At 56.2% G+C, this 25870-nt stretch carries 37 protein-coding genes; 32 read left to right on the forward strand and 5 right to left on the reverse strand.

Annotated elements, in window-relative coordinates:
* The first annotated feature begins 95 nt into the window (after window positions 1-95).
* The 30 genes from rpsJ to bfr all read left to right on the forward strand — a co-directional run bounded on the left by rpsJ (window position 96) and on the right by bfr (window position 16109).
* Complete coding sequence (gene rpsJ / locus EAH74_RS20705; protein ID WP_003186070.1) at window positions 96-407, forward strand: 30S ribosomal protein S10; 312 nt, start codon at window positions 96-98, stop codon at window positions 405-407.
* Window positions 408-487: 80 nt separating this feature from the next.
* The gene (rplC, locus tag EAH74_RS20710) at window positions 488-1123 is read left to right on the forward strand and encodes a 50S ribosomal protein L3 (RefSeq protein WP_003186059.1); all 636 of its coding nucleotides are present in this window, start codon (window positions 488-490) and stop codon (window positions 1121-1123) included.
* A gap of 12 nt (window positions 1124-1135) precedes the next feature.
* Entirely contained in the window at window positions 1136-1738 is a 603-nt protein-coding gene (gene rplD / locus EAH74_RS20715; protein ID WP_007896707.1) for a 50S ribosomal protein L4, read from the forward strand.
* Window positions 1735-2034, forward strand: coding sequence for a 50S ribosomal protein L23 (rplW, locus tag EAH74_RS20720; protein ID WP_002555488.1), 300 nt, complete (start codon window positions 1735-1737; stop codon window positions 2032-2034). The genes rplD and rplW overlap by 4 nt, the downstream gene beginning before the upstream one ends.
* A 14-nt stretch (window positions 2035-2048) precedes the next feature.
* On the forward strand, window positions 2049-2873 hold the full coding sequence (gene rplB, locus EAH74_RS20725) for a 50S ribosomal protein L2 (RefSeq protein WP_003176423.1): 825 nt from the start codon (window positions 2049-2051) through the stop codon (window positions 2871-2873).
* Between the two features lie 16 nt (window positions 2874-2889).
* Window positions 2890-3165 carry a 30S ribosomal protein S19 gene (gene rpsS / locus EAH74_RS20730; RefSeq protein ID WP_002555486.1) on the forward strand — a complete coding sequence of 92 codons (276 nt, stop codon included), beginning with the start codon at window positions 2890-2892 and terminating at the stop codon, window positions 3163-3165.
* A 13-nt stretch (window positions 3166-3178) separates the two neighbouring features.
* Complete coding sequence (gene rplV / locus EAH74_RS20735) at window positions 3179-3511, forward strand: 50S ribosomal protein L22 (RefSeq protein ID WP_003103908.1); 333 nt, start codon at window positions 3179-3181, stop codon at window positions 3509-3511.
* A 13-nt stretch (window positions 3512-3524) separates the two neighbouring features.
* Window positions 3525-4211, forward strand: a complete 687-nt coding sequence (gene rpsC / locus EAH74_RS20740) for a 30S ribosomal protein S3 (RefSeq protein ID WP_003176422.1) — start codon at window positions 3525-3527, stop codon at window positions 4209-4211.
* Window positions 4212-4223: 12 nt separating this feature from the next.
* Window positions 4224-4637, forward strand: a complete 414-nt coding sequence (gene rplP, locus EAH74_RS20745; RefSeq protein WP_008145497.1) for a 50S ribosomal protein L16 — start codon at window positions 4224-4226, stop codon at window positions 4635-4637.
* Window positions 4637-4828 (forward strand): 50S ribosomal protein L29, encoded by a 192-nt coding sequence (gene rpmC, locus EAH74_RS20750; protein ID WP_008030901.1) that lies wholly within the window; start codon window positions 4637-4639, stop codon window positions 4826-4828. Before rplP ends, rpmC begins: the two co-directional genes overlap by 1 nt.
* A 2-nt stretch (window positions 4829-4830) precedes the next feature.
* Entirely contained in the window at window positions 4831-5097 is a 267-nt protein-coding gene (gene rpsQ / locus EAH74_RS20755; RefSeq protein ID WP_003176419.1) for a 30S ribosomal protein S17, read from the forward strand.
* Window positions 5098-5120: 23 nt separating this feature from the next.
* A complete protein-coding gene (gene rplN, locus EAH74_RS20760; protein ID WP_002555479.1) occupies window positions 5121-5489 on the forward strand; it encodes a 50S ribosomal protein L14 in 369 nt (122 codons plus the stop codon).
* Window positions 5490-5500: 11 nt separating this feature from the next.
* Window positions 5501-5815, forward strand: a complete 315-nt coding sequence (rplX, locus tag EAH74_RS20765) for a 50S ribosomal protein L24 (protein WP_008145498.1) — start codon at window positions 5501-5503, stop codon at window positions 5813-5815.
* 20 nt (window positions 5816-5835) lie between these two features.
* Window positions 5836-6375 carry a 50S ribosomal protein L5 gene (rplE, locus tag EAH74_RS20770; RefSeq protein ID WP_003176415.1) on the forward strand — a complete coding sequence of 180 codons (540 nt, stop codon included), beginning with the start codon at window positions 5836-5838 and terminating at the stop codon, window positions 6373-6375.
* A 13-nt stretch (window positions 6376-6388) separates the two neighbouring features.
* The gene (gene rpsN / locus EAH74_RS20775) at window positions 6389-6694 is read left to right on the forward strand and encodes a 30S ribosomal protein S14 (RefSeq protein WP_003176414.1); all 306 of its coding nucleotides are present in this window, start codon (window positions 6389-6391) and stop codon (window positions 6692-6694) included.
* A gap of 209 nt (window positions 6695-6903) precedes the next feature.
* Complete coding sequence (gene rpsH, locus EAH74_RS20780; RefSeq protein WP_003186040.1) at window positions 6904-7296, forward strand: 30S ribosomal protein S8; 393 nt, start codon at window positions 6904-6906, stop codon at window positions 7294-7296.
* A gap of 12 nt (window positions 7297-7308) precedes the next feature.
* Window positions 7309-7842, forward strand: coding sequence for a 50S ribosomal protein L6 (rplF, locus tag EAH74_RS20785; protein WP_007896774.1), 534 nt, complete (start codon window positions 7309-7311; stop codon window positions 7840-7842).
* A gap of 10 nt (window positions 7843-7852) precedes the next feature.
* Window positions 7853-8203, forward strand: a complete 351-nt coding sequence (rplR, locus tag EAH74_RS20790; RefSeq protein WP_003186037.1) for a 50S ribosomal protein L18 — start codon at window positions 7853-7855, stop codon at window positions 8201-8203.
* 3 nt (window positions 8204-8206) lie between these two features.
* Window positions 8207-8707, forward strand: coding sequence for a 30S ribosomal protein S5 (rpsE, locus tag EAH74_RS20795; RefSeq protein WP_007943782.1), 501 nt, complete (start codon window positions 8207-8209; stop codon window positions 8705-8707).
* Window positions 8708-8709: 2 nt separating this feature from the next.
* Entirely contained in the window at window positions 8710-8886 is a 177-nt protein-coding gene (gene rpmD, locus EAH74_RS20800) for a 50S ribosomal protein L30 (protein ID WP_003186033.1), read from the forward strand.
* 3 nt (window positions 8887-8889) lie between these two features.
* The gene (gene rplO, locus EAH74_RS20805; RefSeq protein WP_007896782.1) at window positions 8890-9327 is read left to right on the forward strand and encodes a 50S ribosomal protein L15; all 438 of its coding nucleotides are present in this window, start codon (window positions 8890-8892) and stop codon (window positions 9325-9327) included.
* Window positions 9328-10656 carry a preprotein translocase subunit SecY gene (secY, locus tag EAH74_RS20810; RefSeq protein ID WP_003228718.1) on the forward strand — a complete coding sequence of 443 codons (1329 nt, stop codon included), beginning with the start codon at window positions 9328-9330 and terminating at the stop codon, window positions 10654-10656. It begins immediately after the preceding gene.
* Window positions 10657-10683: 27 nt separating this feature from the next.
* Window positions 10684-10800: a 50S ribosomal protein L36 gene (gene rpmJ, locus EAH74_RS20815; protein ID WP_002555468.1), complete on the forward strand. Its 117-nt coding sequence runs from the start codon at window positions 10684-10686 to the stop codon at window positions 10798-10800.
* Between the two features lie 130 nt (window positions 10801-10930).
* Window positions 10931-11287: a 30S ribosomal protein S13 gene (rpsM, locus tag EAH74_RS20820; RefSeq protein WP_003186020.1), complete on the forward strand. Its 357-nt coding sequence runs from the start codon at window positions 10931-10933 to the stop codon at window positions 11285-11287.
* A gap of 30 nt (window positions 11288-11317) precedes the next feature.
* Window positions 11318-11707, forward strand: a complete 390-nt coding sequence (gene rpsK, locus EAH74_RS20825) for a 30S ribosomal protein S11 (protein ID WP_002555466.1) — start codon at window positions 11318-11320, stop codon at window positions 11705-11707.
* Between the two features lie 18 nt (window positions 11708-11725).
* A complete protein-coding gene (gene rpsD / locus EAH74_RS20830) occupies window positions 11726-12346 on the forward strand; it encodes a 30S ribosomal protein S4 (RefSeq protein ID WP_003210056.1) in 621 nt (206 codons plus the stop codon).
* A 22-nt stretch (window positions 12347-12368) separates the two neighbouring features.
* Window positions 12369-13370, forward strand: a complete 1002-nt coding sequence (locus EAH74_RS20835; RefSeq protein ID WP_003186012.1) for a DNA-directed RNA polymerase subunit alpha — start codon at window positions 12369-12371, stop codon at window positions 13368-13370.
* Window positions 13371-13412: 42 nt separating this feature from the next.
* Window positions 13413-13799, forward strand: a complete 387-nt coding sequence (gene rplQ / locus EAH74_RS20840) for a 50S ribosomal protein L17 (RefSeq protein ID WP_008145500.1) — start codon at window positions 13413-13415, stop codon at window positions 13797-13799.
* A 241-nt stretch (window positions 13800-14040) separates the two neighbouring features.
* Window positions 14041-15495 (forward strand): catalase, encoded by a 1455-nt coding sequence (locus EAH74_RS20845; protein ID WP_140680769.1) that lies wholly within the window; start codon window positions 14041-14043, stop codon window positions 15493-15495.
* Between the two features lie 149 nt (window positions 15496-15644).
* Window positions 15645-16109 carry a bacterioferritin gene (bfr, locus tag EAH74_RS20850; protein WP_140680771.1) on the forward strand — a complete coding sequence of 155 codons (465 nt, stop codon included), beginning with the start codon at window positions 15645-15647 and terminating at the stop codon, window positions 16107-16109.
* A 66-nt stretch (window positions 16110-16175) separates the two neighbouring features.
* Here the strand turns inward: bfr and uvrA are convergent, their stop codons facing one another.
* Window positions 16176-19010, reverse strand: coding sequence for an excinuclease ABC subunit UvrA (uvrA, locus tag EAH74_RS20855; protein ID WP_140680773.1), 2835 nt, complete (start codon window positions 19008-19010; stop codon window positions 16176-16178).
* Between the two features lie 191 nt (window positions 19011-19201).
* Between uvrA and EAH74_RS20860 the strand changes: the two genes are divergently transcribed.
* A complete protein-coding gene (locus EAH74_RS20860) occupies window positions 19202-20599 on the forward strand; it encodes an MFS transporter (protein ID WP_140680775.1) in 1398 nt (465 codons plus the stop codon).
* A gap of 9 nt (window positions 20600-20608) precedes the next feature.
* Window positions 20609-21136, forward strand: a complete 528-nt coding sequence (locus EAH74_RS20865; protein ID WP_016969466.1) for a single-stranded DNA-binding protein — start codon at window positions 20609-20611, stop codon at window positions 21134-21136.
* Window positions 21137-21201: 65 nt separating this feature from the next.
* Here the strand turns inward: EAH74_RS20865 and EAH74_RS20870 are convergent, their stop codons facing one another.
* The 4 genes from EAH74_RS20870 to EAH74_RS20885 form a co-directional block, all read right to left on the reverse strand.
* Entirely contained in the window at window positions 21202-23406 is a 2205-nt protein-coding gene (locus EAH74_RS20870; RefSeq protein WP_140680777.1) for an OsmC domain/YcaO domain-containing protein, read from the reverse strand.
* 121 nt (window positions 23407-23527) lie between these two features.
* Window positions 23528-24685, reverse strand: coding sequence for a glutathionylspermidine synthase family protein (locus EAH74_RS20875; RefSeq protein ID WP_123365589.1), 1158 nt, complete (start codon window positions 24683-24685; stop codon window positions 23528-23530).
* 12 nt (window positions 24686-24697) lie between these two features.
* A complete protein-coding gene (locus EAH74_RS20880) occupies window positions 24698-25414 on the reverse strand; it encodes a DUF1190 domain-containing protein (RefSeq protein ID WP_140680779.1) in 717 nt (238 codons plus the stop codon).
* Window positions 25415-25432: 18 nt separating this feature from the next.
* The gene (locus EAH74_RS20885; RefSeq protein ID WP_123365591.1) at window positions 25433-25861 is read right to left on the reverse strand and encodes a DUF350 domain-containing protein; all 429 of its coding nucleotides are present in this window, start codon (window positions 25859-25861) and stop codon (window positions 25433-25435) included.
* Window positions 25862-25870 lie beyond the last annotated feature (9 nt).

Consider the following 25870-nt stretch of genomic DNA (forward strand, 5'->3'; position numbering starts at 1 on the left):
TGGGTTGACACTGTAGTAGCCCGTCTATAGAATTGCGCCTCCTTTTAACGGGCGTATTGCGCTCGCTGGGAATAGCAGCCGGAGTCTGAAATCCAATGCAAAATCAGCAAATCCGTATCAGGTTGAAGGCTTTTGACCATCGCCTGATCGACCAATCCACCCAGGAAATCGTGGAAACCGCGAAACGTACTGGTGCTCAAGTGCGTGGTCCAATTCCACTGCCTACCCGTAAAGAGCGGTTCACCGTTCTGGTCTCCCCGCACGTCAACAAAGACGCGCGTGACCAGTATGAGATCCGTACTCATAAGCGCGTTCTGGACATCGTCCAGCCAACGGATAAAACCGTTGATGCTCTTATGAAGCTTGATCTTGCGGCCGGTGTGGAAGTGCAGATCAGCCTCGGCTAAGACTCGGTCTTAGTCGTGTAACGCTCTGAAATGGGCGGCCATAGCGGGTGAAAGCCCCGTACACTCATGAGGTTTACAACATGACTATTGGTGTAGTCGGTCGTAAATGCGGTATGACCCGTATTTTCACCGAAGAAGGTGTCTCCATTCCGGTCACGGTCATTGAGATCGAACCGAATCGCGTCACCCAGTTCAAAACTGAAGAGACCGATGGCTATCGTGCAGTGCAAGTCACTGTAGGCGAGCGTCGTGCTTCGCGTGTTACAGCTGCTCAAGCTGGCCACTTCGCTAAAGCGAACGTTGCCGCTGGTCGTACCGTAATGGAATTCCGCCTTGAAGAAGGCGAGTACCAGGCCGGCGATCTGATCAACGCTGAAATCTTCGCCGCTGGTCAACTGGTTGATGTAACCGGTCAGTCCAAAGGTAAAGGCTTCCAGGGTACGATCAAGCGTTGGAATTTCCGCGGGCAAGATAATACCCACGGTAACTCCGTATCCCACCGCGTTCCAGGTTCTATCGGCCAGTGCCAGACTCCTGGTCGTGTATTCAAGGGCAAAAAAATGTCCGGTCATATGGGCGCTGAGCGCGTGACCGTGCAGTCCCTCGAAGTAGTGCGCGTGGACGCTGAACGCAATCTGTTGTTGGTCAAGGGCGCTGTTCCTGGCGCTACTGGCGGCAACTTGGTTGTACGTCCAGCAGCCAAGGCTCGCGGTTAAGGGGAAGCTGACATGCAATTAAATGTAAATGACGCTCAAGCGATCGAAGTTTCCGAACTGACATTTGGCGGCGAATTCAACGAGACGCTGGTTCACCAAGCAGTCGTGGCCTACATGGCCGGCGGCCGTCAAGGTAGCAAGCAGCAAAAGACCCGTTCCGACGTTCGTGGTGGCGGTAAGCGCCCATGGCGTCAGAAAGGTACTGGCCGTGCTCGTGCCGGTACTATCCGTAGCCCAATCTGGCGTGGCGGCGGTACCACTTTCGCAGCTCGTCCTCAGGATCACACCCAGAAGCTGAACAAGAAGATGTATCGCGCAGCAATGCGTTCCATCCTTGCTGAGCTGGTGCGTACTGATCGTCTGGTTGTGGTTCAGGACTTCGCTGTTGATGCACCGAAGACCAAAGATCTGCTGAACAAACTGACCGGCATGGGCCTGACTGACGTCTTGATCGTGTCTGAAGTAGTTGATCAGAACCTGTACCTGGCTGCTCGTAACCTGCCACACGTTGATGTACGTGACGTGCAAGGTTCCGATCCAGTTAGTCTGATCGCATACGACAAGGTGTTGATCACCGTGTCGGCCGTGAAGAAATTCGAGGAGCTGCTGGGATGAACCAGGAACGCGTATTTAAAGTTCTGCTTGGCCCGCACGTTTCCGAGAAGGCTACGGTTCTGGCTGACAAGAAAGGCCAGTTCGTTTTCAAGGTTGCAACTGACGCAACCAAGCTGGAAATCAAGAAGGCCGTCGAAAGCCTGTTCAGCGTGAAAGTAGAGCGTGTTACTACCCTGAATGTTCTGGGTAAGAGCAAACGCACTGCTCGCGGTCTGGGCAAGCGTAATGACTGGAAGAAGGCAGTTATCTCCCTTCAGCCAGGCCAAGATCTCGATTTCAGCAGCAGTGCTGAGTAAGGAAGGGGTGCATCATGGCAATCGTTAAATGCAAACCGACTTCCCCTGGCCGCCGTTTTGTGGTCAAGGTGGTCAACCAGGAGCTGCATAAAGGCGCTCCTCACGCACCGCTGCTCGAGAAAAAATCGAAGACTGGTGGTCGTAACAACAATGGTCGTATTACCACTCGTCACATCGGTGGTGGCCATAAGCAGCATTATCGTCTGGTCGATTTCCGTCGCAACGACAAAGATGGCATCTCTGCCACTGTCGAGCGTATTGAATACGATCCAAACCGTACTGCTCACATCGCTCTGCTGCTGTACGCAGATGGCGAGCGTCGCTACATCATCGCCCCTAAAGGCGTGAGTGCTGGCGACCAGCTGATCGCAGGTGCTCTGGCACCGATCAAGCCGGGCAACGCTCTGCAACTGCGTAACATTCCAGTTGGTAGCACCGTACACGGCATCGAATTGAAGCCAGGTAAAGGCGCGCAAATCGCTCGTTCCGCTGGTGCTTCGGCTCAGCTGATCGCTCGTGAAGGTGTCTACGTGACCCTGCGTCTGCGTTCTGGTGAGATGCGTAAAGTGCTGGCTGAATGCCGCGCGACCCTGGGTGAAGTCTCGAACTCCGAGCACAGCCTGCGTTCGCTGGGTAAAGCTGGTGCCAAACGCTGGCGTGGCGTTCGCCCAACCGTTCGTGGTGTTGCCATGAACCCGGTTGACCACCCACATGGTGGTGGTGAAGGTCGTACCTCTGGTGGTCGTCATCCGGTATCGCCATGGGGCTTCCCGACTAAGGGCGCGAAGACTCGTGGTAATAAGCGTACCGACAAAATGATCGTCCGTCGTCGCAAGTAAATAGAGGGATACGACAGTGCCACGTTCTCTGAAAAAAGGTCCTTTTATTGATCTTCACCTACTGAAGAAGATCGAAGTGGCGGCGGAAAAGAACGATCGCAAACCAGTTAAAACCTGGTCGCGTCGTTCGATGATCCTGCCACAAATGGTCGGTTTGACCATTGCAGTGCATAACGGTCGTCAACATGTTCCAGTTCTCGTGAACGAAGACATGGTCGGCCACAAACTGGGCGAGTTTGCCGGTACCCGCACATATCGTGGGCACGTGGCAGACAAGAAAGCCAAGCGTTAAGGGGTAAGGAACGATGGAAGTAGCCGCTAAGTTGTCGGGCGCTCGAATCTCCGCCCAGAAAGCCCGCTTGGTCGCCGACCAGATCCGCGGGAAGAAGGTGGGCGAAGCGCTCAACCTGTTGGCTTTCAGCAGTAAGAAAGCCGCCGAGATCATGAAGAAAGTGCTGGAGTCGGCCGTAGCCAACGCCGAGCATAACGAAGGCGCAGACGTTGATGACCTTAAAGTCAGCACCGTTTTCGTCAACGAAGGGCGTTCGCTGAAGCGAATCATGCCACGTGCCAAAGGCCGTGCTGATCGCATCGTCAAGCGGTCTTGCCATATCACTGTCAAGGTTGCTGACAAGTAACGGAGTCGAAGAGATGGGTCAGAAAGTACATCCCATTGGCATTCGCCTGGGAATCGTCAAGGAGCACACCTCCGTCTGGTACGCAGACGGTCGGACTTATGCGGACTATTTGTTCGCTGATCTGAAGGTGCGTGAGTATCTCCAAGACAAACTAAAAAGCGCGTCCGTAAGCCGTATCGATATCCATCGTCCGGCTCAGACTGCACGTATCACCATCCACACCGCTCGTCCAGGTATTGTTATCGGGAAGAAAGGTGAAGATGTTGAGAAACTGCGTCAGGACCTGACCAAACAAATGGGTGTGCCTGTGCACATCAATATCGAAGAAATCCGCAAGCCGGAACTCGACGGTATGTTGGTTGCGCAGAGCGTAGCTCAGCAGCTGGAGCGTCGCGTAATGTTCCGTCGCGCTATGAAGCGCGCTGTACAGAACGCCATGCGCATTGGTGCCAAAGGCATCAAAATCCAAGTGAGCGGTCGTCTCGGCGGTGCTGAAATCGCACGTACTGAATGGTATCGCGAAGGTCGTGTGCCACTGCACACCCTGCGTGCCGACATCGACTATGCCAACTACGAAGCTCACACCACTTACGGTGTGATCGGTGTAAAGGTTTGGATCTTCAAAGGCGAAGTAATTGGTGGTCGCCAAGAAGAACTGAAACCACAAGCACCAGCGCCTCGTAAAAAAGCTGCTAAGTAAGGGGTACGCCAAATGTTGCAACCAAAGCGTACGAAGTTCCGCAAGCAGATGACAGGCCACAACCGTGGTCTGGCACAGCGCGGTAGCAAAGTCAGCTTCGGCGAGTTCGCGCTGAAGTCTGTAGCTCGTGGTCGTCTCACCGCTCGTCAGATCGAGTCAGCGCGTCGTGCTCTGACCCGTCACGTTAAACGTGGCGGCAAGATCTGGATCCGTGTATTCCCGGACAAGCCTATTTCCAAAAAGCCACTCGAAGTTCGGATGGGTAAAGGTAAGGGTAGTGTGGAGTACTGGGTTGCCCAGATTCAGCCAGGCAAAGTCCTGTATGAAATCGAGGGTGTTACTGAAGAGCTGGCGCGTGAGGCTTTTGCCTTGGCTGCTGCAAAGCTGCCGCTCGCCACTGCCTTCGTTAAACGGACGGTGATGTGATGAAAGCGAACGAACTTCGTGAAAAAGACGCGCCGCAGCTTAACGAGCAATTGCTCGGCCTGCTGCGCGACCAGTTCAATCTGCGCATGCAGAAAGCAACTGGCCAGTTGGGGCAGTCTCACCTGCTCCGGCAAGTTAAGCGTGACATCGCTCGCGTGAAGACTGTGCTCAAACAGCAGGCAGGTAAGTAATCATGGCTGAAGCCGAAAAAACCGTCCGTACGCTGACTGGCCGTGTTGTCAGCGACAAAATGGACAAGACCATCACCGTTCTGATCGAGCGTCGCGTTAAGCACCCGATCTACGGTAAATACGTTAAGCGTTCGACTAAGCTGCACGCGCACGACGAAACCAATCAGTGCCACATCGGCGACAAAGTCACTATTCGTGAAACTCGTCCTTTGGCCAAGACAAAGTCTTGGGCGCTGGTTGATGTTCTCGAACGCGCTGTGGAAGTCTAAGGACTAGGGGTCGGAGAAATTATATGATTCAGACTCAATCCATGCTCGATGTGGCCGATAACAGCGGCGCTCGCCGTGTTATGTGCATCAAGGTGCTGGGTGGCTCCCATCGTCGTTACGCTGGTATCGGTGACATCATCAAAGTTACCGTGAAGGAAGCAATTCCTCGCGGTAAAGTGAAAAAAGGCCAAGTGATGACTGCTGTTGTAGTCCGCACTCGTCACGGCGTACGTCGTGCTGATGGCTCCATTATCCGCTTTGATGGCAACGCTGCTGTTCTTCTGAACAACAAGCAAGAGCCGATCGGCACCCGTATCTTTGGGCCAGTGACCCGTGAACTTCGTACTGAGAAGTTCATGAAGATCGTCTCGCTCGCCCCAGAAGTGCTGTAAGGAGATCCGACATGCAAAAGATTCGTCGTGACGACGAGATCATCGTGATCGCCGGCAAAGACAAAGGTAAGCGCGGTAAGGTGCTTAAGGTTCTCGCTAATAACCGTCTGGTTATTGGTGGTCTGAACCTGGTTAAGCGTCATACCAAGCCTAACCCGGCGTCGGGCGTACAAGGCGGTATCGTCGAAAAAGAAGCTCCACTGGACGCTTCTAACGTCGCCATTTTCAACGGCGAAACCAACAAGGCTGACCGCGTTGGTTTCAAAGTAGAAGACGGCAAGAAAATTCGTGTCTTCAAGTCGACCCAAAAAGCGGTTGATGCTTGAACACTGCTAGGTAGAAGACCATGGCACGACTAAAAGAGATTTACTGGAAGGAAATCGCACCGAAGCTTAAGGAAGAACTTAAGCTTTCGAACGTGATGGAAGTTCCACGCGTTACAAAAATCACCCTGAACATGGGTCTGGGCGAAGCGGTCGGTGACAAAAAAGTCATCGAGCACGCTGTTGCCGACCTGGAAAAGATCACCGGCCAGAAAGTCGTTGTGACCTACGCTCGGAAATCCATCGCTGGCTTTAAAGTCCGTGAAGGTTGGCCGATCGGCGTCAAAGTGACCCTGCGTCGTGAGCGTATGTACGAGTTCCTGGATCGTCTGCTGTCGATCTCCCTGCCTCGGGTTCGCGACTTCCGCGGCCTGAATGCCAAGTCCTTCGATGGTCGTGGTAACTACAGCATGGGCGTTAAAGAGCAGATCATCTTCCCGGAAATCGACTACGACAAGATCGATGCTCTCCGCGGTCTGGACATTACCCTGACCACCACTGCCAAGAACGATGATGAAGGTCGCGCCCTATTGCGTGCTTTCAAATTCCCGTTCCGCAACTGATTGGAGTAGGAAAATGGCCAAGATGAGCATGAAAAACCGCGAGCTGAAGCGTCAGCTCACGGTTGCCAAGTACGCCAAAAAGCGTGCAGCACTGAAAGCTATCATCGTTGATCTGAACGCAAGTCCAGAAGCGCGTTGGGAAGCTACAGTAGCTCTGCAGAAGCAGCCACGTGACGCAAGCGCTTCGCGCATGCGTAACCGCTGCCGCCTGACCGGTCGTCCACACGGCGTTTACCGCAAGTTCGGCCTCGGCCGTAACAAATTGCGTGAAGCTGCAATGCGTGGTGACGTACCTGGTCTGGTTAAAGCCAGCTGGTAAGCACTATCAAAGTCTCGGTGCTCGGGATCGCAAGATCCTGACCACCGGTGACCTTGAACTTGAATCAAGCCCCTATTGGGGCTTGATTCATTTGTGGGGTGTGTCTAGAATACCCGGCTCGCCTGAGCCCGTGCTTTTTCCGCATGGATGAGCTCGGCGACAAGTAGTAGCCGCAAGGCTAATTTTTTTGTATTAGGAGCGTCTAGCCCATGAGTATGCAGGACCCGTTAGCGGACATGCTAACTCGAATCCGTAATGCCCAGATGGCTGAAAAGTCCGTCGTAAGCATGCCATCTTCTACTTTGAAGGTAGCTGTTGCCAAAGTCCTGAAGGACGAAGGTTACATTGCGGGTTATCAGATCAGCAGCGAAATCAAACCACTGCTGTCCATCGAGCTGAAGTACTTCGAAGGCCGTCCGGTTATCGAAGAAGTGAAGCGCGTTAGCCGTCCAGGCCTGCGTCAGTACAAGTCCGTCGATGATCTGCCAAAAGTTCGTGGCGGTCTCGGTGTGTCTATCGTCTCCACCAACAAAGGTGTGATGACGGATCGTGCTGCGCGCGCTGCCGGTGTCGGCGGCGAAGTTCTTTGCACTGTGTTCTAAGGGGGGATAAGCATGTCACGCGTCGCTAAGAACCCCGTTAAGCTGCCAGCCGGTGTCGAAGTAAAATTCGCAGGCCAACAGCTTTCGGTGAAGGGTGCCAAGGGCACTCTCGAACTGAACATCCATTCGTCCGTTGAGATCGTTGAAGAAGCTGGTGAGCTGCGTTTCGCTGCTCGCAATGGCGATCAACAAACTCGCGCAATGGCTGGTACCACTCGTGCGTTGGTAAACAACATGGTCCAAGGCGTAAGCCAAGGCTTCGAGCGCAAGCTCCAGCTGGTCGGTGTTGGTTACAAAGCGCAAGCAAAAGGCACAGTGCTGAACCTGGCTCTTGGCTTCTCGCACCCAGTGGATTATGAACTGCCGGAAGGCATCACCGCTGAGACTCCTAGCCAGACCGACATCCTGATCCGGGGTATCGATAAGCAGCTGGTAGGTCAAGTGGCCGCCGAGATCCGCGACTTCCGTCCACCAGAGCCGTACAAAGGCAAAGGTGTGCGCTACGCGGACGAAGTCGTCCGTCGTAAAGAAGCCAAGAAGAAGTAGGGCATAGCAAATGACCGACAAAAAAGTTACTCGACTGCGTCGCGCTCGCAAAGCACGCCTGAAAATGCACGAACTCGAAGTCGTGCGTCTCTGCGTGTTCCGCTCGTCGCAGCACATCTACGCCCAGGTCATTTCGGCCGACGGCAACAAAGTCCTGGCATCTGCCTCGACTTTGGATAAAGAACTGCGTGATGGCGCCACTGGCAACATCGACGCGGCCACTAAGGTTGGCCAGCTGGTCGCTACGCGTGCTAAAGCCGCTGGCGTCTCGCAGGTGGCTTTCGACCGCTCTGGCTTCAAGTACCATGGCCGCGTCAAGGCGCTGGCTGATGCTGCTCGTGAAGCTGGGCTGGAGTTCTAAGTTATGTCAAATAACGACCAAAAGCGCGACGAAGGCTACATTGAGAAGCTGGTTCAAGTTAACCGCGTAGCCAAAACCGTTAAAGGCGGCCGTATCTTCACTTTCACCGCGTTGACCGTGGTGGGTGATGGTAAAGGGCGTGTTGGCTTCGGCCGTGGCAAGTCACGTGAAGTGCCTGCTGCGATCCAGAAGGCAATGGAAGCTGCTCGTCGCAATATGATCCAAGTTGATCTGAACGGCACCACTCTGCAGTACGCAATGAAGTCCGGTCACGGCGCTTCGAAGGTGTACATGCAGCCTGCTTCTGAAGGTACCGGTATCATCGCTGGCGGCGCTATGCGTGCTGTCCTCGAAGTTGCTGGCGTTCAGAACGTTCTGGCCAAGTGCTACGGCTCGACTAACCCGGTAAACGTGGTTCACGCCACTTTCAAAGGTTTGAAAGCTATGCAGTCTCCTGAATCCATTGCCGCCAAGCGTGGCAAAAGCGTCAAGGAGATCTTCTGATCATGGCTACCGTTAAAGTTACGCTGATCAAAAGCATGACCGGCCGCATCCCTAACCACAAACTGTGCGTTAAGGGTTTGGGTCTGCGTCGCATCGGTCACACTGTAGAAGTACTTGATACTCCCGAGAATCGCGGGATGATCAATAAGGCTTACTACATGCTGCGTGTCGAGGGTTAATCGATGAAACTCAATGATCTGAGTCCAGCGCCGGGTTCCCGTCGCGAAAAGCATCGTCCGGGCCGTGGTATCGGTAGTGGTTTGGGTAAGACCGGTGGCCGTGGCCACAAAGGTCAGTCCTCCCGCTCCGGTGGCACCATTGCTCCAGGCTTTGAAGGCGGTCAACAGCCGCTGCATCGTCGCCTGCCGAAATTCGGTTTCGTTTCCCTGAAAGCCATGGATCGCGCAGAAGTGCGTTTGTCCGAGCTGGCTAAAGTGGAAGGCGACATCGTCACCGTGCAGTCCTTGAAAGATGCCAACGTGATCAACGTCAACGTTCAGCGTGTGAAAATCATGCTGTCCGGCGAAGTTACTCGCGCTGTCACCATCGGAAAGGGAATCGGCGCCACCAAAGGTGCGCGTGCGGCTATCGAAGCAGCTGGCGGCAAGTTCGAGGAATAAATGGCTAAGCAAGGTGCTCTCTCTGCGCTCGGCAAAGGCGGTATGTCTGAACTCTGGGCTCGTCTGCGTTTTCTGTTCCTGGCGATTATCGTCTACCGAATAGGCGCACACATCCCGGTTCCAGGTATTAACCCGGACCGACTCGCGGACCTGTTTCGACAGAATGAGGGGACCATTCTTAGCTTGTTCAACATGTTTTCCGGCGGCGCGCTGGAACGGATGAGCATCTTTGCACTGGGGATCATGCCGTACATTTCGGCATCGATCATCATGCAGCTGATGACCGCCGTGAGCCCGCAGCTGGAACAGTTGAAGAAGGAAGGTGAAGCTGGCCGTCGCAAGATTAGCCAGTACACCCGCTACGGCACTGTCGTCCTCGCTCTCGTTCAGGCAATTGGCATGTCCATTGGTCTGGCGGGGCAGGGCGTTGCGTTCACTGGTGACTTTGGCTTCCATTTCGTCGCGGTATCCACTTTTGTGGCTGGTGCGATGTTCATGATGTGGCTGGGTGAGCAGATTACTGAGCGTGGTGTTGGCAACGGTATCTCGATGTTGATTTTTTCGGGTATCGTCGCCGGTCTTCCGAGAGCGATCGGGCAGTCTTTCGAGTCTGCGCGTCAGGGTGATATCAACATCTTCGCCCTGGTTGCCATCGGTTTGCTGGCAGTAGCGATTATCGGTTTCGTGGTGTTCATTGAGCGTGGTCAGCGCCGTATTGCTGTTCACTATGCCAAGCGTCAGCAGGGCCGCAAGGTCTTCGCTGCGCAGACTAGCCACTTGCCGCTGAAGGTGAACATGGCCGGTGTTATTCCGGCCATTTTCGCGAGCAGCATTTTGCTGTTCCCGGCTTCGTTGGGTGCCTGGTTCGGCCAGTCTGAAGGTATGGGCTGGTTGCAGGACATCTCGCAGTCGATCGCTCCTGGTCAGCCGTTGAATATTCTGCTGTTTAGTGCAGGGATTATTTTCTTCTGCTTCTTCTATACGGCGTTGATGTTCAATCCGAAAGACGTAGCGGAAAACCTGAAGAAGTCCGGTGCCTTTATTCCGGGCATCCGTCCAGGTGAGCAGTCTGCGCGCTATATTGATGGCGTTCTGACTCGCTTGACCATGTTCGGTGCTCTTTACATGACGGCCGTGTGCTTGCTGCCCCAGTTCCTGGTGGTTGCAGCAAACGTACCGTTCTACCTTGGCGGGACCTCGTTGCTGATCGTCGTCGTGGTTGTGATGGACTTCATGTCCCAAGTACAATCGCACCTCGTTTCGCACCAGTACGAATCCCTGATGAAGAAAGCCAACCTGAAGGGTTACGGCAGCGGCATGTTGCGCTGAGTACCCATAAGGTTCGAGGAGTTGGTGATGAAAGTTCGTGCATCGGTGAAAAAGCTGTGCCGTAACTGCAAGATTATTCGCCGCGAAGGTGTTGTTCGAGTAATTTGCAGCGCGGAACCGCGTCACAAACAGCGCCAAGGCTGAGTGTGATTGTGCTTCAAGCCCGGTAGCTAGTGCGCTACCGGGTTGATTATTTGTTATTACAGCGATATTATCTCGCGCCCTATTTCTTGGCTTCCGGGGCGTAGGTAGCTGTCAATTGGAGTCCCACTGAATGGCCCGTATTGCAGGCGTTAACATTCCAGATAACAAGCATACTGTTATCTCGCTGACCTACATCTATGGTGTTGGTCGCACTACTGCACAGAAGATCTGTGCAGTGACTGGGGTAAACCCAGCCGCAAAGATCAAAGATCTGAGCGACGAGCAGATTGAACAGCTGCGTGGCGAAGTGGCGAAGTTCACCACTGAAGGTGACCTGCGTCGCGAAATCAACATGAAAATCAAGCGTTTGATGGACCTCGGTTGCTATCGCGGTCTGCGTCATCGTCGTGGTCTTCCAGTGCGCGGTCAGCGTACCAAGACTAACGCGCGTACCCGTAAAGGTCCGCGTAAGCCGATCCGCAAGTAATCGCCCCAGCGAATCGACAGGAAATTAATCATGGCTAAACCTGCTGCTCGTCCTCGTAAAAAAGTCAAAAAGACAGTGGTTGATGGCATCGCCCACATCCACGCGTCTTTTAACAACACAATCGTGACCATCACCGACCGTCAAGGTAACGCTCTTTCCTGGGCTACCTCCGGTGGTTCGGGTTTCCGCGGTTCCCGCAAGTCCACCCCGTTTGCTGCTCAAGTAGCTGCTGAACGTGCTGGTCAAGCTGCGCTGGAATACGGCCTGAAAAACCTCGACGTCAACGTCAAAGGTCCAGGCCCAGGTCGTGAATCTGCAGTCCGCGCTTTGAACGGCTGTGGCTACAAGATCGCCAGCATCACCGACGTGACGCCAATCCCGCACAACGGGTGCCGTCCGCCGAAGAAGCGCCGCGTGTAATCCAGGAGATTGTAAAGAATGGCTCGTTACATTGGTCCAAAATGCAAACTCGCTCGTCGCGAAGGCACCGATCTCTTCTTGAAGAGCGGCGTGCGCGCGATCGAATCGAAGTGCAACATTGAAGCAGCACCTGGTATCCACGGCCAACGCCGCGGTCGCCAATCCGATTACGGCACCCAACTGCGTGAAAAGCAGAAGGTCCGTCGTATCTACGGCGTTCTCGAGCGTCAATTCAGCGGCTACTACAAAGAAGCTGCTGGCAAGAAAGGCGCAACTGGCGAAAACCTGTTGCAACTGCTCGAATGCCGTCTGGACAACGTTGTATACCGTATGGGTTTTGGCTCTACTCGTGCCGAATCCCGTCAGCTGGTATCGCACAAATCCGTAAGCGTTAACGGTCAGACCGTAAACGTGCCGTCGTACCAGGTTCGTGCTGGTGACGTGGTCGCGATTCGCGAGAAAGCAAAGAACCAACTTCGCATTGTCCAAGCTCTCGATCTGTGTGCCCAACGTGGCCGCGTAGAATGGGTAGAAGTAGACACTGAGAAGAAGTCGGGCGTTTTCAAGAACGTTCCAGCTCGCAGTGATCTGTCCGCCGACATCAACGAAAGCCTGATTGTCGAGCTCTACTCCAAGTAAGGGCTAGAAAATAGGTGCATCCATGCAGATTTCGGTAAATGAGTTCCTGACACCCCGCCATATTGATGTGCAGGTTGTCAGTCCAACCCGCGCCAAGATCACTCTCGAGCCTCTCGAGCGTGGTTTCGGCCACACCCTGGGCAACGCGCTGCGACGCATCCTGTTGTCCTCAATGCCCGGCTGCGCAGTAGTCGAGGCCGAGATTGACGGTGTGCTCCATGAGTACAGCGCCATCGAAGGTGTACAGGAAGACGTAATTGAAATCCTGTTGAACCTTAAAGGTCTGGCTATCAAGCTGCACGGCCGTGACGAAGTTACGCTGACCTTGTCGAAGAAGGGTTCGGGGGTGGTTACCGCTGCCGATATTCAGCTGGATCATGATGTCGAGATCGTTAACCCCGATCACGTAATCGCTAACCTGGCGTCTAACGGCGCCCTGAACATGAAGCTCACCGTAGCTCGTGGTCGTGGTTATGAACCGGCAGACTCGCGTCAGAGCGATGAAGACGAAAGCCGCAGCATCGGTCGCTTGCAGCTTGACTCTTCGTTCAGCCCGGTTCGCCGTATCGCATACGTGGTGGAAAACGCCCGTGTCGAACAGCGTACTAACCTGGACAAGCTGGTTATTGATCTGGAAACCAACGGTACTCTGGATCCTGAAGAGGCAATTCGCCGCGCTGCAACCATTCTGCAACAGCAGTTGGCTGCGTTCGTCGACCTCAAAGGTGACAGTGAGCCAGTGGTTGTCGAGCAGGAAGACGAGATCGATCCGATCCTGCTTCGCCCGGTTGACGATCTGGAACTGACTGTACGTTCGGCTAACTGCCTTAAGGCGGAAAACATCTACTACATCGGTGACCTGATTCAGCGTACCGAAGTAGAGCTGTTGAAGACTCCGAACCTTGGCAAGAAATCCTTGACTGAAATCAAGGACGTTCTGGCCTCCCGCGGTCTGTCCCTCGGCATGCGCCTCGACAACTGGCCGCCTGCAAGTCTTAAGAAGGACGACAAGGCGACTGCCTGATCGTCGTAATCACCGAACGTTGTGTTTGGTAAGGAATGAACCATGCGTCATCGTAAAAGTGGTCGTCACCTGAGCCGCACTAGCTCGCACCGCAAGGCCATGTTTCAAAACATGGCAGTGTCGCTGTTCGAGCACGAGCTGATCAAAACTACACTGCCGAAAGCTAAAGAACTGCGTCGCGTTGCTGAGCCGCTGATCACTTTGGCCAAGACAGACAGCCTGGCTAACCGCCGTCTGGCTTTCGACCGTACTCGTTCGAAAGCTATCGTTGGTAAGCTCTTCAACGACCTGGGCAAGCGTTACGCTACCCGTGAGGGTGGCTACCTGCGCATCCTCAAGTGCGGTTTCCGCACTGGCGACAACGCGCCTATGGCGTACGTCGAGTTGGTTGATCGTCCTGCCGGTGGTGAAGCTGTATCCGCTGAGTAAGACGTCAGTCTGAAACGAAGAACCGGGCCTAGTGCCCGGTTTTTTGTGCCTGTAAGAAAACGCACTGTTTATACAAGCTTCCCTGCGGTTCATGCCGTCATGATGCGAACGGGATTGTTGGTAGTATTTTTCTATTGATCTCCACAAATTAATGAATTTGTAGCCTTCCTGATCAATGGTCAATACTCCGTCCCAAGCCGATTAGCCAGCAGTTCCAAAACTGACAGAGGAAGAAGATCGCATGAGCCAAAATAAAACACTTACGACCGCCAGTGGCGCTCCTGTCGCCGACAACCAGAATTCCCGTTCCGCCGGCCCTCGTGGCCCGCTGCTGCTCGACGACTTTCACCTGATCGAGAAGCTTGCCCACTTCAACCGTGAAAACATCCCTGAGCGCCGCGTACACGCTAAAGGTTCGGGTGCTTACGGTACGTTCACCGTAACTCGGGACATCACCGAGTACTCCAGTGCCAAACTGTTTGAATCTGTTGGTAAGCAAACCCCAACCTTCCTGCGGTTTTCCACCGTGGGCGGTGAGCGTGGTTCGGCCGACACCGAGCGCGATCCACGTGGCTTTGCCCTGAAGTTCTACACCGAAGAAGGTAACTGGGACATCGTCGGCAACAACACGCCAGTGTTCTTCATTCGCGATCCGCTCAAATTCCCGGACTTTATTCACACCCAAAAACGTCTTCCGCAAAGCAATCTGAAAAGCGCACAAATGATGTGGGACTTCTGGTCGCACTCACCTGAGGCGTTGCATCAGGTCACTATTCTGTTCTCGGACCGTGGCATCCCCGATGGCTACCGTCACATGCACGGCTTCGGCAGCCACACCTACAGCCTGATCAACGCCAATGGCGAACGTCACTGGGTGAAATGGCACTACAAGACCAAGCAAGGGATCAAAAACCTGGCGCCAGCAGAAGCGGCGCGCCTGGCTGGTACCGATCCAGATTACGCACAGCGTGATCTGTTCAGCGCGATCGAGCGCGGTGATTTCCCGAAATGGCGCGTGTGCATCCAGATCATGACCGAGGCTCAGGCCGCAGCGCACTACGAGAACCCGTTTGACGTGACCAAAACCTGGTCGCAGAAAGAGTTTCCGCTGATCGAAGTGGGCGAGTTGGAGCTTAACCGCAACCCGCAGAACTATTTTGCTGAAGTCGAGCAAGCGGCGTTCGGGCCAAGCAACATGGTTCCGGGTGTCGGTTTGTCGCCGGATCGCATGCTGCAAGGTCGAGTGTTCGCTTACGCCGATGCTCACCGCTACCGTATTGGCACCAACCACCAGCAATTGCCGGTGAACGCGCCTCGCAGCCCGGTGAACAGCTATCAGCGCGACGGTTCGATGGCGTTTGGCAGCAATGGAGGTGCGACACCTAACTATGAGCCGAACAGCTACGTTGACTCGCCGAAACAAGCACCTCGCTATGCAGAGCCGGCGCTGGTGCTGAGTGGTGCAGCTGATCGTTACGATCATCGCGAAGATACTGACTACTACAGTCACGCGGGTGCGCTGTTCCGTCTGATGAGCGATGCGCAGAAAACGCTGCTGATCAACAACATTGCCGGCGCCATGGCAGGGGTTTCCAGCGACGTGATTGATCGTCAATTGCAGCATTTTTTCAGGGCCGACCCGGCGTACGGAGAAGCAATCGCAACGGCGTTGGACGTACAGCTTAACGAAGTCTAAACGAGAAGCAGAACCGCCCTTATTTGGGCGGTTTTTGCGTTATTTAAGCCACATTTCTCAGGATTTCTTCGCTTTTGTCGCGCAAACGAAGTGACCAGGCAGCCGGCTTGGTTCAAACTGCTGACTTTCAAGCAGGGAGATGTAGGGCGATGCAAGGCCACCCAGACGTAATCGATTACCTCAACACGTTGCTGACCGGCGAACTGGCGGCGCGTGATCAATATTTCATCCATTCGCGGATGTACGAGGACTGGGGTTTCACCGAGCTCTACGAACGTATCAACCACGAGATGGAAGAAGAGGCGCAGCACGCTGACGCCCTGATGCGCCGGATCCTCATGCTCGAAGGCACGCCGCGGATGCGTCCGGACGACCTGGATGTCGGCACCACCGTACCTGAGATGCTCGCCGCTGACCTGCGCCTGGAATACAAAGTCCGCGCCGCACTCTGCAAGGGCATCGAGCTCTGCGAGCTGCACAAGGACTACGTCAGCCGCGAGATGCTGCGTATTCAGCTGAACGACACCGAAGAAGATCACACCTACTGGCTCGAGAAACAGTTGGGTCTGATCAAGTTGATCGGTCTGGAGAATTACCTGCAATCGCAGTTCTAATTCCGGCGGCTACAAAAAAAGCCCCTGTCACCGATGAAGTGACAGGGGCTTTTTCGTGGGCCTGATTCAGGCTTTGTCGCGAGCCAGCAGCGGCTTGAGGTAGAAGCCCGTGTGAGATTGCTTCATTTCCGACACTTCTTCCGGCGTACCGACTGCAATGATCTGGCCACCCTTGGAACCACCTTCTGGTCCCAGGTCCACCAACCAGTCAGCGGTTTTGATCACATCGAGGTTGTGTTCGATCACCACCACGGTGTTGCCGTGGTCGCGCAGGCGATGCAGCACGTCGAGCAGTTGCTGAATATCCGCGAAGTGCAGGCCGGTCGTCGGCTCATCGAGGATATACAGCGTCTTGCCGGTATCGCGCTTGGACAGTTCACGGGACAGCTTCACCCGCTGGGCTTCACCACCCGACAGCGTGGTCGCTGATTGCCCGAGCTTGATGTACGACAGGCCGACATCCATCAGCGTCTGAAGCTTGCGCGCCAGGGCCGGAACCGCGTCGAAGAACACTCGCGCTTCCTCGATCGTCATCTCGAGGGTTTCGTGGATGCTCTTGCCCTTGTACTTGATCTCCAGGGTTTCGCGGTTATAGCGCTTGCTCTTGCAGACGTCACATGGGACATAGATGTCCGGCAGGAAGTGCATTTCCACCTTGATCAGGCCATCGCCCTGACAAGCTTCGCAACGTCCGCCCTTCACGTTGAAGGAGAAGCGTCCAGGACCATAACCGCGGGAGCGGGACTCCGGCACGCCGGCGAACAGTTCGCGAATCGGTGTGAACAACCCGGTGTAGGTCGCCGGGTTGGAGCGTGGCGTTCGACCGATCGGGCTCTGGTCGATGTCGACAACCTTATCCAGATGCTCCAGACCTTTGATGCTGTCGTGAGCGGCCGCTTCGAGCGTCGTCGCACCGTTCAAAGCTGTAGCGCTAAGCGGGAACAAGGTGTTGTTGATCAGCGTCGACTTGCCCGAGCCGGACACGCCGGTTACACAGGTCAGCAGGCCGATTGGAATATCCAGATCGACATCGCGCAAGTTGTTGCCGCGAGCGCCCTTGAGGGACAGCGACAACTTCTTGTTACGCGGCGTGCGTTTGGCTGGGACTGCAATCTTCACCCGGCCCGACAAGTATTTGCCGGTCAGCGAATCCGGGTGAGCCATGACCTCGGCCGGCGTACCTTCAGCGACGATATGCCCGCCGTGTACACCCGCGCCCGGACCGATGTCCACCACGTAGTCAGCCAGGCGAATCGCATCTTCGTCGTGCTCGACCACGATCACCGTGTTACCGATATCCCGAAGGTGCTTGAGCGTACCGAGCAATCGATCGTTGTCTCGCTGGTGCAAACCAATCGACGGTTCGTCGAGAATGTACAGAACGCCAACCAGGCCTGCGCCGATCTGGCTGGCCAGACGGATACGCTGCGCTTCACCACCGGACAACGTGTCGGCACTGCGATCCAGCGACAAATAGTCCAGGCCAACGTTGACCAGGAACTGCAGTCGCTCGCGAATTTCCTTGAGAATCTTGTCGGCAATTTCACCGCGACGGCCGGTGAGTTTCAGCACGCCAAAATATTCACAGGCATCGCCAATCGGCAGATTGGTCACCGCCGGCAGCGTCTTCTCGCCCACCCACACATGCCGCGCCTCACGCCGCAGGCGAGTACCTCGGCAATCCGGGCAAGGTTGTGTGCTGAGGAACTTGGCCAGCTCTTCACGCACCGAGGCGGATTCGGTTTCGCGGTAGCGTCGTTCCAGGTTCGGCACGATGCCTTCGAACGGATGCGAACGTTTGACGATGTCGCCACGGTCGTTCAGGTATTTGAAGTCGACGTTCTGCGACCCGCTGCCGTGCAAGATGAACTTCTGCTGATCGGCCGTCAGTTCGTTGAACGGCACTTCCAGGCTGAACTTGTAGTGCGAAGCCAGCGAGCCGAGCATCTGGAAGTAATAGACGTTGCGCCGGTCCCAGCCACGAATCGCGCCTTCCGCGAGCGTCAGTTCGCCATTGACCAATCGCTTGATGTCGAAGAACTGCTTAACACCCAGTCCATCGCAAGTCGGGCAAGCGCCAGCCGGGTTGTTGAAGGAGAACAGCTTGGGTTCCAGTTCGCTGATGGCATGACCGCAGATCGGGCAGGCGAAGCGCGCGGAGAAGATGATTTCTTCGCCGGGCTCATCGTCCATCGGCGCGACCAGGGCGATGCCGTCTGCCAGCTTCAGCGCGGTCTCGAACGACTCGGCCAGACGCTGTTGCAGGTCGGCGCGCACCTTGAAGCGGTCGACCACCACATCGATTGAGTGCTTCTTCTGCTTATCCAGCTTCGGTAATTCGTCCAGCTCACAGAGCCTGCCGTTGACCCGGGCTCGCACAAAGCCCTGGGCGCGCAGTTCTTCGAAGACCGAAAGGTGTTCGCCTTTACGCTCGCGGATCACCGGGGCCAGCAGCATGAGTTTGCTGCCCTCCGGTTGGGCGAGGACCAGGTCGACCATTTGGCTGACGGTCTGCGCTTCCAGCGGAATGTCGTGATCTGGGCAACGCGGAATACCCACGCGGGCATAAAGCAGGCGCAGGTAGTCGTAGATTTCGGTGATGGTGCCGACCGTCGAGCGCGGGTTGTGCGAGGTCGACTTCTGTTCGATGGAAATGGCTGGCGACAGACCTTCGATGGTGTCGACGTCAGGCTTTTCCATCATCGACAGGAACTGCCGGGCATAGGCCGACAGCGATTCGACGTAGCGGCGCTGGCCTTCGGCGTACAGCGTGTCGAACGCCAGGGACGATTTGCCGGATCCGGACAGGCCGGTGATGACGATCAGTTTGTCCCGTGGCAGGGTCAGGTCGATGTTCTTCAGGTTGTGGGTTCGGGCCCCACGAATCAGGATCTTGTCCAAAGTGGCCTCGCTTGGCGGGCGTCGAAAACGTAGGAGTATACGGCCAAATACTGGATGGATGCACACTATCAAACGAGCGGATGGGTGTCTTACATGAAGAGTCTGTCAGCGGAGCGCGTCAAAGCGTCGCGATATACCCCGTCAATCGATGGGACTGGTAGAATCGCCGCCGGTTCACATGAGGTTTTTCCATGCACGATCCCCACAGCGAACGCATGAGTGGCAGCGAGACCCGAGCAGCAAGCGGTCTGGCCCTGGTGTTTGCCTTCCGTATGCTTGGCATGTTCATGGTGTTGCCGGTACTGGCGACCTATGGGATGGATCTGGCAGGAGCGACCCCGGCCCTCATCGGGCTGGCGATTGGCGCTTACGGCCTGACCCAGGCGATCTTCCAGATTCCTTTCGGCTTCATTTCCGACCGCATCGGTCGTCGCCCGGTGATTTACCTCGGGCTGATCGTCTTCGCCCTCGGTAGCGTGCTGGCAGCCAATGCCGATTCGATCTGGGGCGTGATCGCCGGACGAATCCTGCAAGGCGCCGGGGCGATTTCCGCGGCGGTGATGGCGTTGCTGTCAGACCTGACCCGCGAACAGCACCGGACCAAAGCCATGGCCATGATCGGCATGACGATTGGTCTGTCGTTCGCTGTCGCCATGGTTGTAGGACCGTTGCTGACTCGTGCGTTCGGTCTGTCCGGGTTGTTCCTCGCCACCGGCGGCATGGCGCTGTTCGGTATCGTGATCGTGATGTTCATGGTGCCGCGTTCCACAGGCCCGTTGCAGCACCGTGAGTCCGGCGTCGCCCGTTCGGCGCTGATGCCGACGCTCAAGCATCCGGACCTGCTGCGCCTGGACCTGGGCATTTTTGTGTTGCACGCGATGTTGATGTCGAGCTTCGTTGCATTGCCATTGGCCCTGGTCGAAAAAGCCGGGTTGCCCAAAGAACAGCACTGGTGGGTCTACCTCACCGCGCTGCTGATTTCCTTCTTCGCCATGATCCCGTTCATCATCTACGGCGAGAAGAAACGCAAAATGAAACGAGTTTTACTGGGCGCCGTCGCGACGCTGATGCTCACTGAGCTATTCTTCTGGCAGTTCGGCGATAGCCTGCGGGCTCTGGTGATTGGCACGGTGGTGTTCTTTACCGCGTTCAATCTGCTGGAAGCTTCGTTGCCATCGCTGATCAGCAAGGTTTCACCGGCAGGCGGCAAGGGCACGGCGATGGGGGTTTATTCCACCAGCCAGTTCCTCGGTTCGGCGCTCGGCGGGATCCTCGGCGGCTGGATGTTCCAGCACGGCGGTTTGTCGGTTGTATTCCTCGGATGCGCCGGCCTGGCTGCCCTCTGGCTGGCCTTTGCTGTTACCATGCGCGAACCACCTTATGTCACGAGCCTGCGCTTGCCGTTGTCGCCCGAGGCGATCCGCGAAGCGGGTCTGGTTGAGCGCCTGAAGGCCGTCGTAGGGGTAACAGATGCGGTAATCGTTGCTGATGAGGCGGCGATTTACATCAAATTGGACACAGAACTATTGGATCGCACCACCCTTGAGCGCCTGGTGAACAACCCGGCCGGGGCAGCGTGCGTAGCCTAGGAGAACGTTATGGCCCGTGGGGTTAACAAAGTCATATTGGTCGGCACTTGCGGCCAGGATCCCGAAGTTCGCTACTTGCCTAACGGTAACGCCGTGACCAACCTGAGTCTGGCGACCAGCGAACAATGGACCGACAAGCAAACCGGTCAGAAGGTCGAGAAGACCGAATGGCACCGTGTGTCGATGTTCGGCAAGGTGGCCGAGATCGCCGGTGAATACCTGCGTAAAGGTTCGCAGGTCTACATCGAAGGAAAGCTGCAGACCCGCGAGTGGGAAAAAGACGGTATCAAGCGTTACACCACTGAAATCGTGGTCGACATGCAAGGCACCATGCAACTGCTCGGCGGCCGTCCACAGCAGGGCGACCAACAAGGCGGGGGCAATAACTACCAGCAGTCCGCCCCGGCTCCACGCCAGCAGGCTCCGCGCCCGCAGCAGTCGGCACCGCAGCAGTCGCGTCAGGCTCCAGCTCCACAGCAGGCCGCTCCGCAGCCGGCTCCGGATTTCGACAGCTTTGATGACGATATCCCGTTCTAAAAAGCAGCTATCCAGTCAGTAACAAAAAAGCGAAGCCATCTGGCTTCGCTTTTTTGTGGGCGCTATTAACTGGATAACGTCGTCACGTTGGCCCGCGCCACGTGCAGTTTTTTGTAGCTGTCGATCAGGCGCAGGTGTCTATCGAGGCCTTCCAGTTTGATGCTGGTCGGCGTCAAGCCATGGAAGCGCACGCTGCCGTCCACCGAGCCGATCACTGCATCCATTCGCTCGTTGCCGAACATCCGGTGGAAATTGGCCTCGTAGTCTTCCAGCTCCAGGTCTTCGTCCAGCTTCATCTCCAGCACCGCGTTGACGGCTTGGTAGAACAAGCCACGTTCAACGGTGTTGTCGTTGTACTGCAGGAACATCTCCACCGCCTCTTTCGCCTCTTCAAATTGCTGCAAGGCGAGATAAATCAGCAGCTTCAACTCCAGGATCGTCAGCTGACCCCAGGCCGTATTGTCGTCAAACTCGATGCCGATCAGGGAGGTGATGTCGGTGTAGTCGTCCAGCTCACTTTCCACCAGCCGCTCAACCAGTGCTTGCAGTTCGTCGTCGTCCAGGCGATGCAGGTTCAGGATATCGGCGCGGAAGAACAGCGCTTTGTTGGTGTTATCCCAGATCAGGTCGTCCACGGGATAGATTTCCGAATAGTCCGGCACCAGGATGCGGCATGCCGTCGCGCCGATATGCTCGTAGACCGCCATGTACACTTCCTTGCCCATGCCTTCGAGAATGCCGAACAAGGTCGCGGCTTCCTCGGCATTCGAGTTTTCACCCTGGCCGGAGAAGTCCCACTCCACGAATTCGTAATCGGACTTGGAGCTGAAGAAGCGCCACGACACCACGCCGCTGGAATCGATGAAGTGCTCGACGAAGTTATTTGGCTCGGTCACCGCATGGCCTTCAAACGTCGGCTGGGGCAAGTCATTGAGGCCTTCGAAGCTGCGGCCCTGAAGCAACTCGGTCAGGCTGCGTTCCAGCGCCACTTCCAGGCTCGGGTGCGCGCCGAACGAGGCGAACACACCGCCGGTACGCGGGTTCATCAACGTGACGCACATCACCGGGAATTCACCCCCCAGGGACGCATCCTTCACCAATACGGGGAACCCTTGCTCTTCCAGCGCCTGAATACCGGCCAGTATCCCGGGGTACTTCGCCAGCACGTTGGCCGGCACGTCCGGCAGGGCAAATTCACCTTCGATGATTTCGCGTTTGACCGCGCGCTCGAAGATCTCCGACAGGCACTGCACCTGGGCTTCGGCCAGCGTGTTGCCGGCACTCATGCCGTTGCTCAGGAACAGGTTTTCAATCAGGTTGGACGGGAAATACACCACTTCGCCGTCCGACTGGCGCACGTAGGGCAGCGAGCAGATGCCGCGCTCTTCATTGCCCGAGTTGGTGTCGATCAGGTGGGAACCACGCAACTCGCCCTCTCGGTTGTAAATCTTCAGGCAGTACGCGTCGAGTATTTCGGCCGGCAGTTCATCTTTACGGCCAGGCTTGAACCAGCGTTCGTCCGGGTAATGCACAAACGGCGCGTTGGCGATCTCTTCGCCCCAGAACTGGTCGTTGTAGAAGAAGTTGCAGTTGAGTCGCTCGATAAACTCGCCCAACGCCGACGCCAGCGCGCCTTCCTTGGTTGTGCCCTTGCCGTTGGTAAAACACATTGGCGAGTGCGCATCGCGGATATGCAGCGACCACACGTTGGGCACGATATTGCGCCACGAGGCGATTTCAATCTTCATGCCCAGGTCCGCCAGAATGGCCGACATATTGGCGATGGTCTGCTCCAGCGGCAGATCCTTGCCCGCAATATACGTGCTCGCCTCTGAGGTAGAAGCAGGCATCAGCAACGCTTGGGCATCGGCGTCGAGGTTTTCCACCTCTTCGATCACAAACTCAGGCCCGGCTTGCACGACTTTTTTCACGGTGCAACGGTCGATGGAACGCAGGATGCCTTGGCGGTCCTTGTCGGAGATGTCCGCCGGCAACTCGACCTGGATCTTGAAAATCTGGTTGTAGCGGTTTTCCGGGTCAACAATGTTGTTCTGCGACAGGCGGATGTTTTCGGTGGGAATACTGCGAGTGTCGCAGTACAGCTTCACGAAATAAGCCGCACACAACGCCGACGAAGCCAGGAAGTAGTCGAACGGACCCGGTGCCGAGCCATCGCCCTTGTAGCGGATAGGTTGATCGGCCACCACCGTGAAGTCGTCGAACTTGGCTTCAAGTCGAAGGTTGTCGAGAAAGTTGACCTTGATTTCCATGGGGGATTACCAGAATAACGGCTAGACGATTTGGCGGCCATTATCCGGCATTTCAGCCATAAGTCTTGCGGGCGTCTGTCGATATGTCCACACAGGGTCTTTTTAGTGGGCGACGGAGGGCTCAGTCGAGTATCAGATGCGGCAAGAACCGGCTCGAATCCTTGGTGATCAAGCTGTTGTCCTCACGCACGCCGATCCCTGCCGCTTGATCGCCGATTACCCAGGAGCCAATCAAAGTAAAGCTGTCGCCGAACTGCGGAAGCGGCGCGAACTCCTGAAGGATAAACGGCGCATCGGTGTAGGGCCCGTCCTCTTTCACGATCAGACCGTCAGCGGTTTGCAACTCGATGTTGGCGCCTTCCCGCGAGAAGAACGGCTTGCGCACCCAGCCTTTCGGCACCGCTTTCCCCGGGTCAGTATCCAGGTGCGCCGCGAGCAGGTTCGGGTGACCTTTGTTGAACTCCCACAACAGCGGCAGGATGCCTTTGTTGGAAATGATGGATTTCCAGGCCGGTTCGAAAAACTGCGTATCACTCTGGGCAATCGCGGCACCAAAGGGCTCGTGGAAGATGAACTCCCAGGCGTGCAGCTTGAACAGGTGAGGAATCCAGCGATCCTCCAGGTCGACGAAACGTCCGTCACTGGTCAGGCCGATGTCTTCGATGTCGATATGGCGTGACTCGATGCCGACCTTTTCCGCCACCAGCCGCAGGTAATCGGTGGTGCCCTTGTCTTCGACCGAATCTTTCATCGAGGCGAAGTAGAAGGGCTGCTTGAGCTGCAATTGAGCGAAGGCCTGATGCAGTTTGGTGTCGATGCTGTTGAACTGGTCGGCATGCTTGGGCAGCAAACCGCGTTCGATGCATTGTTCCAGCCAGCCCCACTGAAACGCCGCGGCCTCATACAGGCTGGTTGGCGTGTCGTAGTTGAGTTCCAGCAACTTGGCGGGTCCGGTGCCGTTGTAGGAAAAGTCCATGCGCCCGTACAGGTGCGGGTGACCTTCGAGCCAGGAGGTGCGAACCATGTCGAAGAATGGCGCGGGAATGCTCAGGCGCTCCAGCAACTCCTCGCTCTGAACCACGCGGGCCGCCAGGTCCATGCACATATCATGGATCTCGGTGGTCGGGTCTTCGAGATCGTTCTCGATCTGCTTGAGCGAGAACTGGTAATACGCGCTCTCGTCCCAGTAGGGCTCGTTGTCGATGGTGTGGAACAGAAAGCCGAGACTCTCGGCGGTCTGTTTCCAGTCAGCACGCTCTGCACAATGGATTTTCTTCATGGCCCGGTTTCCTTAACTGCTCGACCCGCCGCCGCCCCAGCCGCTGCGTGCGCTGGCCTTGCTACCGAAGCCGCCACGGGAAGTGGACGAGGCAACGGAGACCGGCTTGCTGGAAGAAGAGCGGACCGAGTCGGCGTAATTGCTGCTGCCGTACCTCGCCTGATTGGACTTGGTAAACGTCGAGCCCTTGGCAATCCGCTGGCTGAGTGTCGAGTTCGAATAGCTGCCACGATCATCGCGATAGCGGTACACCGGCTCGGAGTAGTAGCTGTTGCGGTTGCTGCTCAGCATGTTGCCGATCAGCAGGCCGGTCAGCAGGCTGCTGGTGGAGAAACCCGAGCCGCCACTGTTCGCTTCCGAGGCCGGTAATTGCGCCTTGGCTGCGTCTACCTGGGATTGCGTGACCTGGCCATCGGCGGTCAGTTCGAAACCGCCCAGCTTGGGGATGAACTTGCCAGCGGAGTCCTGCTGGCACCAGTCGGCGACAAAGTCGGCATCGCAATCGGCCTGGTTGTCGTACACCGGCGCTATGCGGCGGTGCTCGGCCATGGCCGTCATGTAGGCGTCCGAGCAGACATCCACCGGGAGCTTTTCATCGGCACATTGCTGGACGGACTGGAAGTTGTACTTCTTCTGCACCGCGTAGGTTTTTTCCGTCGGCCCGCAGCCTGATATCGCCATGGCGACCGACGCTGCCAGCGAAAGCTGAACGTACTTGCTTCGTTTCATCGGGAGCTCCGGGCGCAATCAGTTCTGGGAAGGAGTCATGCACGCGGCGTTCAACATGCCGACGCTGATGGCCACGGCTGCCACGTAGATGCCGGCCGCGATTTCACCTTTTTTGATGCGCTCGGAGGTGCCTTTGAGCACCAGGCTGGTCACCAGGAACGCCAGCAGTTGTACAAGGGCGGCGATCACCGCCCAGACGACGAAGTCGAGGATGCTGATCGAGTAGGCAATCACATTGCTGGCCGGAATGGCGAAACCGATGATGGCGCCGCCCAGGGCGATCGCAGCGGCAACGTTGCCCGAGCGGATCAGTTCGAATTCCTTGTGCGGCGTGATGCGGGTGTAGATGAACTGGAACAGGGCGAACAACACGGCAGCGCCGAGAAGGTACGTGACAAACCCGAACACGGCGGCTTTGTTCAGGGAGATGGAGAGTGCTTCTAGCATGGACTTCTT

The sequence above is a fragment of the Pseudomonas mandelii genome (assembly GCF_006438925.1).
In the GTDB taxonomy this organism is placed as follows: domain Bacteria; phylum Pseudomonadota; class Gammaproteobacteria; order Pseudomonadales; family Pseudomonadaceae; genus Aquipseudomonas; species Aquipseudomonas mandelii_C.

Excerpts from the sequence above, each read along its gene's own strand:
- EAH74_RS20885 (WP_123365591.1), bottom strand. The coding sequence starts at position 25,861 with ATGCTAGAAGCACTCTCCATCTCCCTGAACAAAGCCGCCGTGTTCGGG.
- rplR (WP_003186037.1), top strand. The coding sequence starts at position 7,853 with ATGACCGACAAAAAAGTTACTCGACTGCGTCGCGCTCGCAAAGCACGC.
- rpsM (WP_003186020.1), top strand. The coding sequence starts at position 10,931 with ATGGCCCGTATTGCAGGCGTTAACATTCCAGATAACAAGCATACTGTT.
- rpmC (WP_008030901.1), top strand. The coding sequence starts at position 4,637 with ATGAAAGCGAACGAACTTCGTGAAAAAGACGCGCCGCAGCTTAACGAG.
- rplO (WP_007896782.1), top strand. The coding sequence starts at position 8,890 with ATGAAACTCAATGATCTGAGTCCAGCGCCGGGTTCCCGTCGCGAAAAG.
- rplC (WP_003186059.1), top strand. The coding sequence starts at position 488 with ATGACTATTGGTGTAGTCGGTCGTAAATGCGGTATGACCCGTATTTTC.
- EAH74_RS20865 (WP_016969466.1), top strand. The coding sequence starts at position 20,609 with ATGGCCCGTGGGGTTAACAAAGTCATATTGGTCGGCACTTGCGGCCAG.
- rpsD (WP_003210056.1), top strand. The coding sequence starts at position 11,726 with ATGGCTCGTTACATTGGTCCAAAATGCAAACTCGCTCGTCGCGAAGGC.
- EAH74_RS20870 (WP_140680777.1), bottom strand. The coding sequence starts at position 23,406 with ATGGAAATCAAGGTCAACTTTCTCGACAACCTTCGACTTGAAGCCAAG.
- rpsH (WP_003186040.1), top strand. The coding sequence starts at position 6,904 with ATGAGTATGCAGGACCCGTTAGCGGACATGCTAACTCGAATCCGTAAT.
- rpmJ (WP_002555468.1), top strand. The coding sequence starts at position 10,684 with ATGAAAGTTCGTGCATCGGTGAAAAAGCTGTGCCGTAACTGCAAGATT.
- rplN (WP_002555479.1), top strand. The coding sequence starts at position 5,121 with ATGATTCAGACTCAATCCATGCTCGATGTGGCCGATAACAGCGGCGCT.
- EAH74_RS20880 (WP_140680779.1), bottom strand. The coding sequence starts at position 25,414 with ATGAAACGAAGCAAGTACGTTCAGCTTTCGCTGGCAGCGTCGGTCGCC.
- rplE (WP_003176415.1), top strand. The coding sequence starts at position 5,836 with ATGGCACGACTAAAAGAGATTTACTGGAAGGAAATCGCACCGAAGCTT.
- secY (WP_003228718.1), top strand. The coding sequence starts at position 9,328 with ATGGCTAAGCAAGGTGCTCTCTCTGCGCTCGGCAAAGGCGGTATGTCT.
- EAH74_RS20835 (WP_003186012.1), top strand. The coding sequence starts at position 12,369 with ATGCAGATTTCGGTAAATGAGTTCCTGACACCCCGCCATATTGATGTG.
- rplV (WP_003103908.1), top strand. The coding sequence starts at position 3,179 with ATGGAAGTAGCCGCTAAGTTGTCGGGCGCTCGAATCTCCGCCCAGAAA.
- rpsN (WP_003176414.1), top strand. The coding sequence starts at position 6,389 with ATGGCCAAGATGAGCATGAAAAACCGCGAGCTGAAGCGTCAGCTCACG.
- EAH74_RS20860 (WP_140680775.1), top strand. The coding sequence starts at position 19,202 with ATGCACGATCCCCACAGCGAACGCATGAGTGGCAGCGAGACCCGAGCA.
- rpsC (WP_003176422.1), top strand. The coding sequence starts at position 3,525 with ATGGGTCAGAAAGTACATCCCATTGGCATTCGCCTGGGAATCGTCAAG.
- rpsE (WP_007943782.1), top strand. The coding sequence starts at position 8,207 with ATGTCAAATAACGACCAAAAGCGCGACGAAGGCTACATTGAGAAGCTG.
- rpmD (WP_003186033.1), top strand. The coding sequence starts at position 8,710 with ATGGCTACCGTTAAAGTTACGCTGATCAAAAGCATGACCGGCCGCATC.
- rplF (WP_007896774.1), top strand. The coding sequence starts at position 7,309 with ATGTCACGCGTCGCTAAGAACCCCGTTAAGCTGCCAGCCGGTGTCGAA.
- rplX (WP_008145498.1), top strand. The coding sequence starts at position 5,501 with ATGCAAAAGATTCGTCGTGACGACGAGATCATCGTGATCGCCGGCAAA.
- bfr (WP_140680771.1), top strand. The coding sequence starts at position 15,645 with ATGCAAGGCCACCCAGACGTAATCGATTACCTCAACACGTTGCTGACC.
- rpsK (WP_002555466.1), top strand. The coding sequence starts at position 11,318 with ATGGCTAAACCTGCTGCTCGTCCTCGTAAAAAAGTCAAAAAGACAGTG.
- EAH74_RS20845 (WP_140680769.1), top strand. The coding sequence starts at position 14,041 with ATGAGCCAAAATAAAACACTTACGACCGCCAGTGGCGCTCCTGTCGCC.
- EAH74_RS20875 (WP_123365589.1), bottom strand. The coding sequence starts at position 24,685 with ATGAAGAAAATCCATTGTGCAGAGCGTGCTGACTGGAAACAGACCGCC.
- rplB (WP_003176423.1), top strand. The coding sequence starts at position 2,049 with ATGGCAATCGTTAAATGCAAACCGACTTCCCCTGGCCGCCGTTTTGTG.
- rplQ (WP_008145500.1), top strand. The coding sequence starts at position 13,413 with ATGCGTCATCGTAAAAGTGGTCGTCACCTGAGCCGCACTAGCTCGCAC.
- rplP (WP_008145497.1), top strand. The coding sequence starts at position 4,224 with ATGTTGCAACCAAAGCGTACGAAGTTCCGCAAGCAGATGACAGGCCAC.
- rplW (WP_002555488.1), top strand. The coding sequence starts at position 1,735 with ATGAACCAGGAACGCGTATTTAAAGTTCTGCTTGGCCCGCACGTTTCC.
- rpsJ (WP_003186070.1), top strand. The coding sequence starts at position 96 with ATGCAAAATCAGCAAATCCGTATCAGGTTGAAGGCTTTTGACCATCGC.
- rplD (WP_007896707.1), top strand. The coding sequence starts at position 1,136 with ATGCAATTAAATGTAAATGACGCTCAAGCGATCGAAGTTTCCGAACTG.
- rpsQ (WP_003176419.1), top strand. The coding sequence starts at position 4,831 with ATGGCTGAAGCCGAAAAAACCGTCCGTACGCTGACTGGCCGTGTTGTC.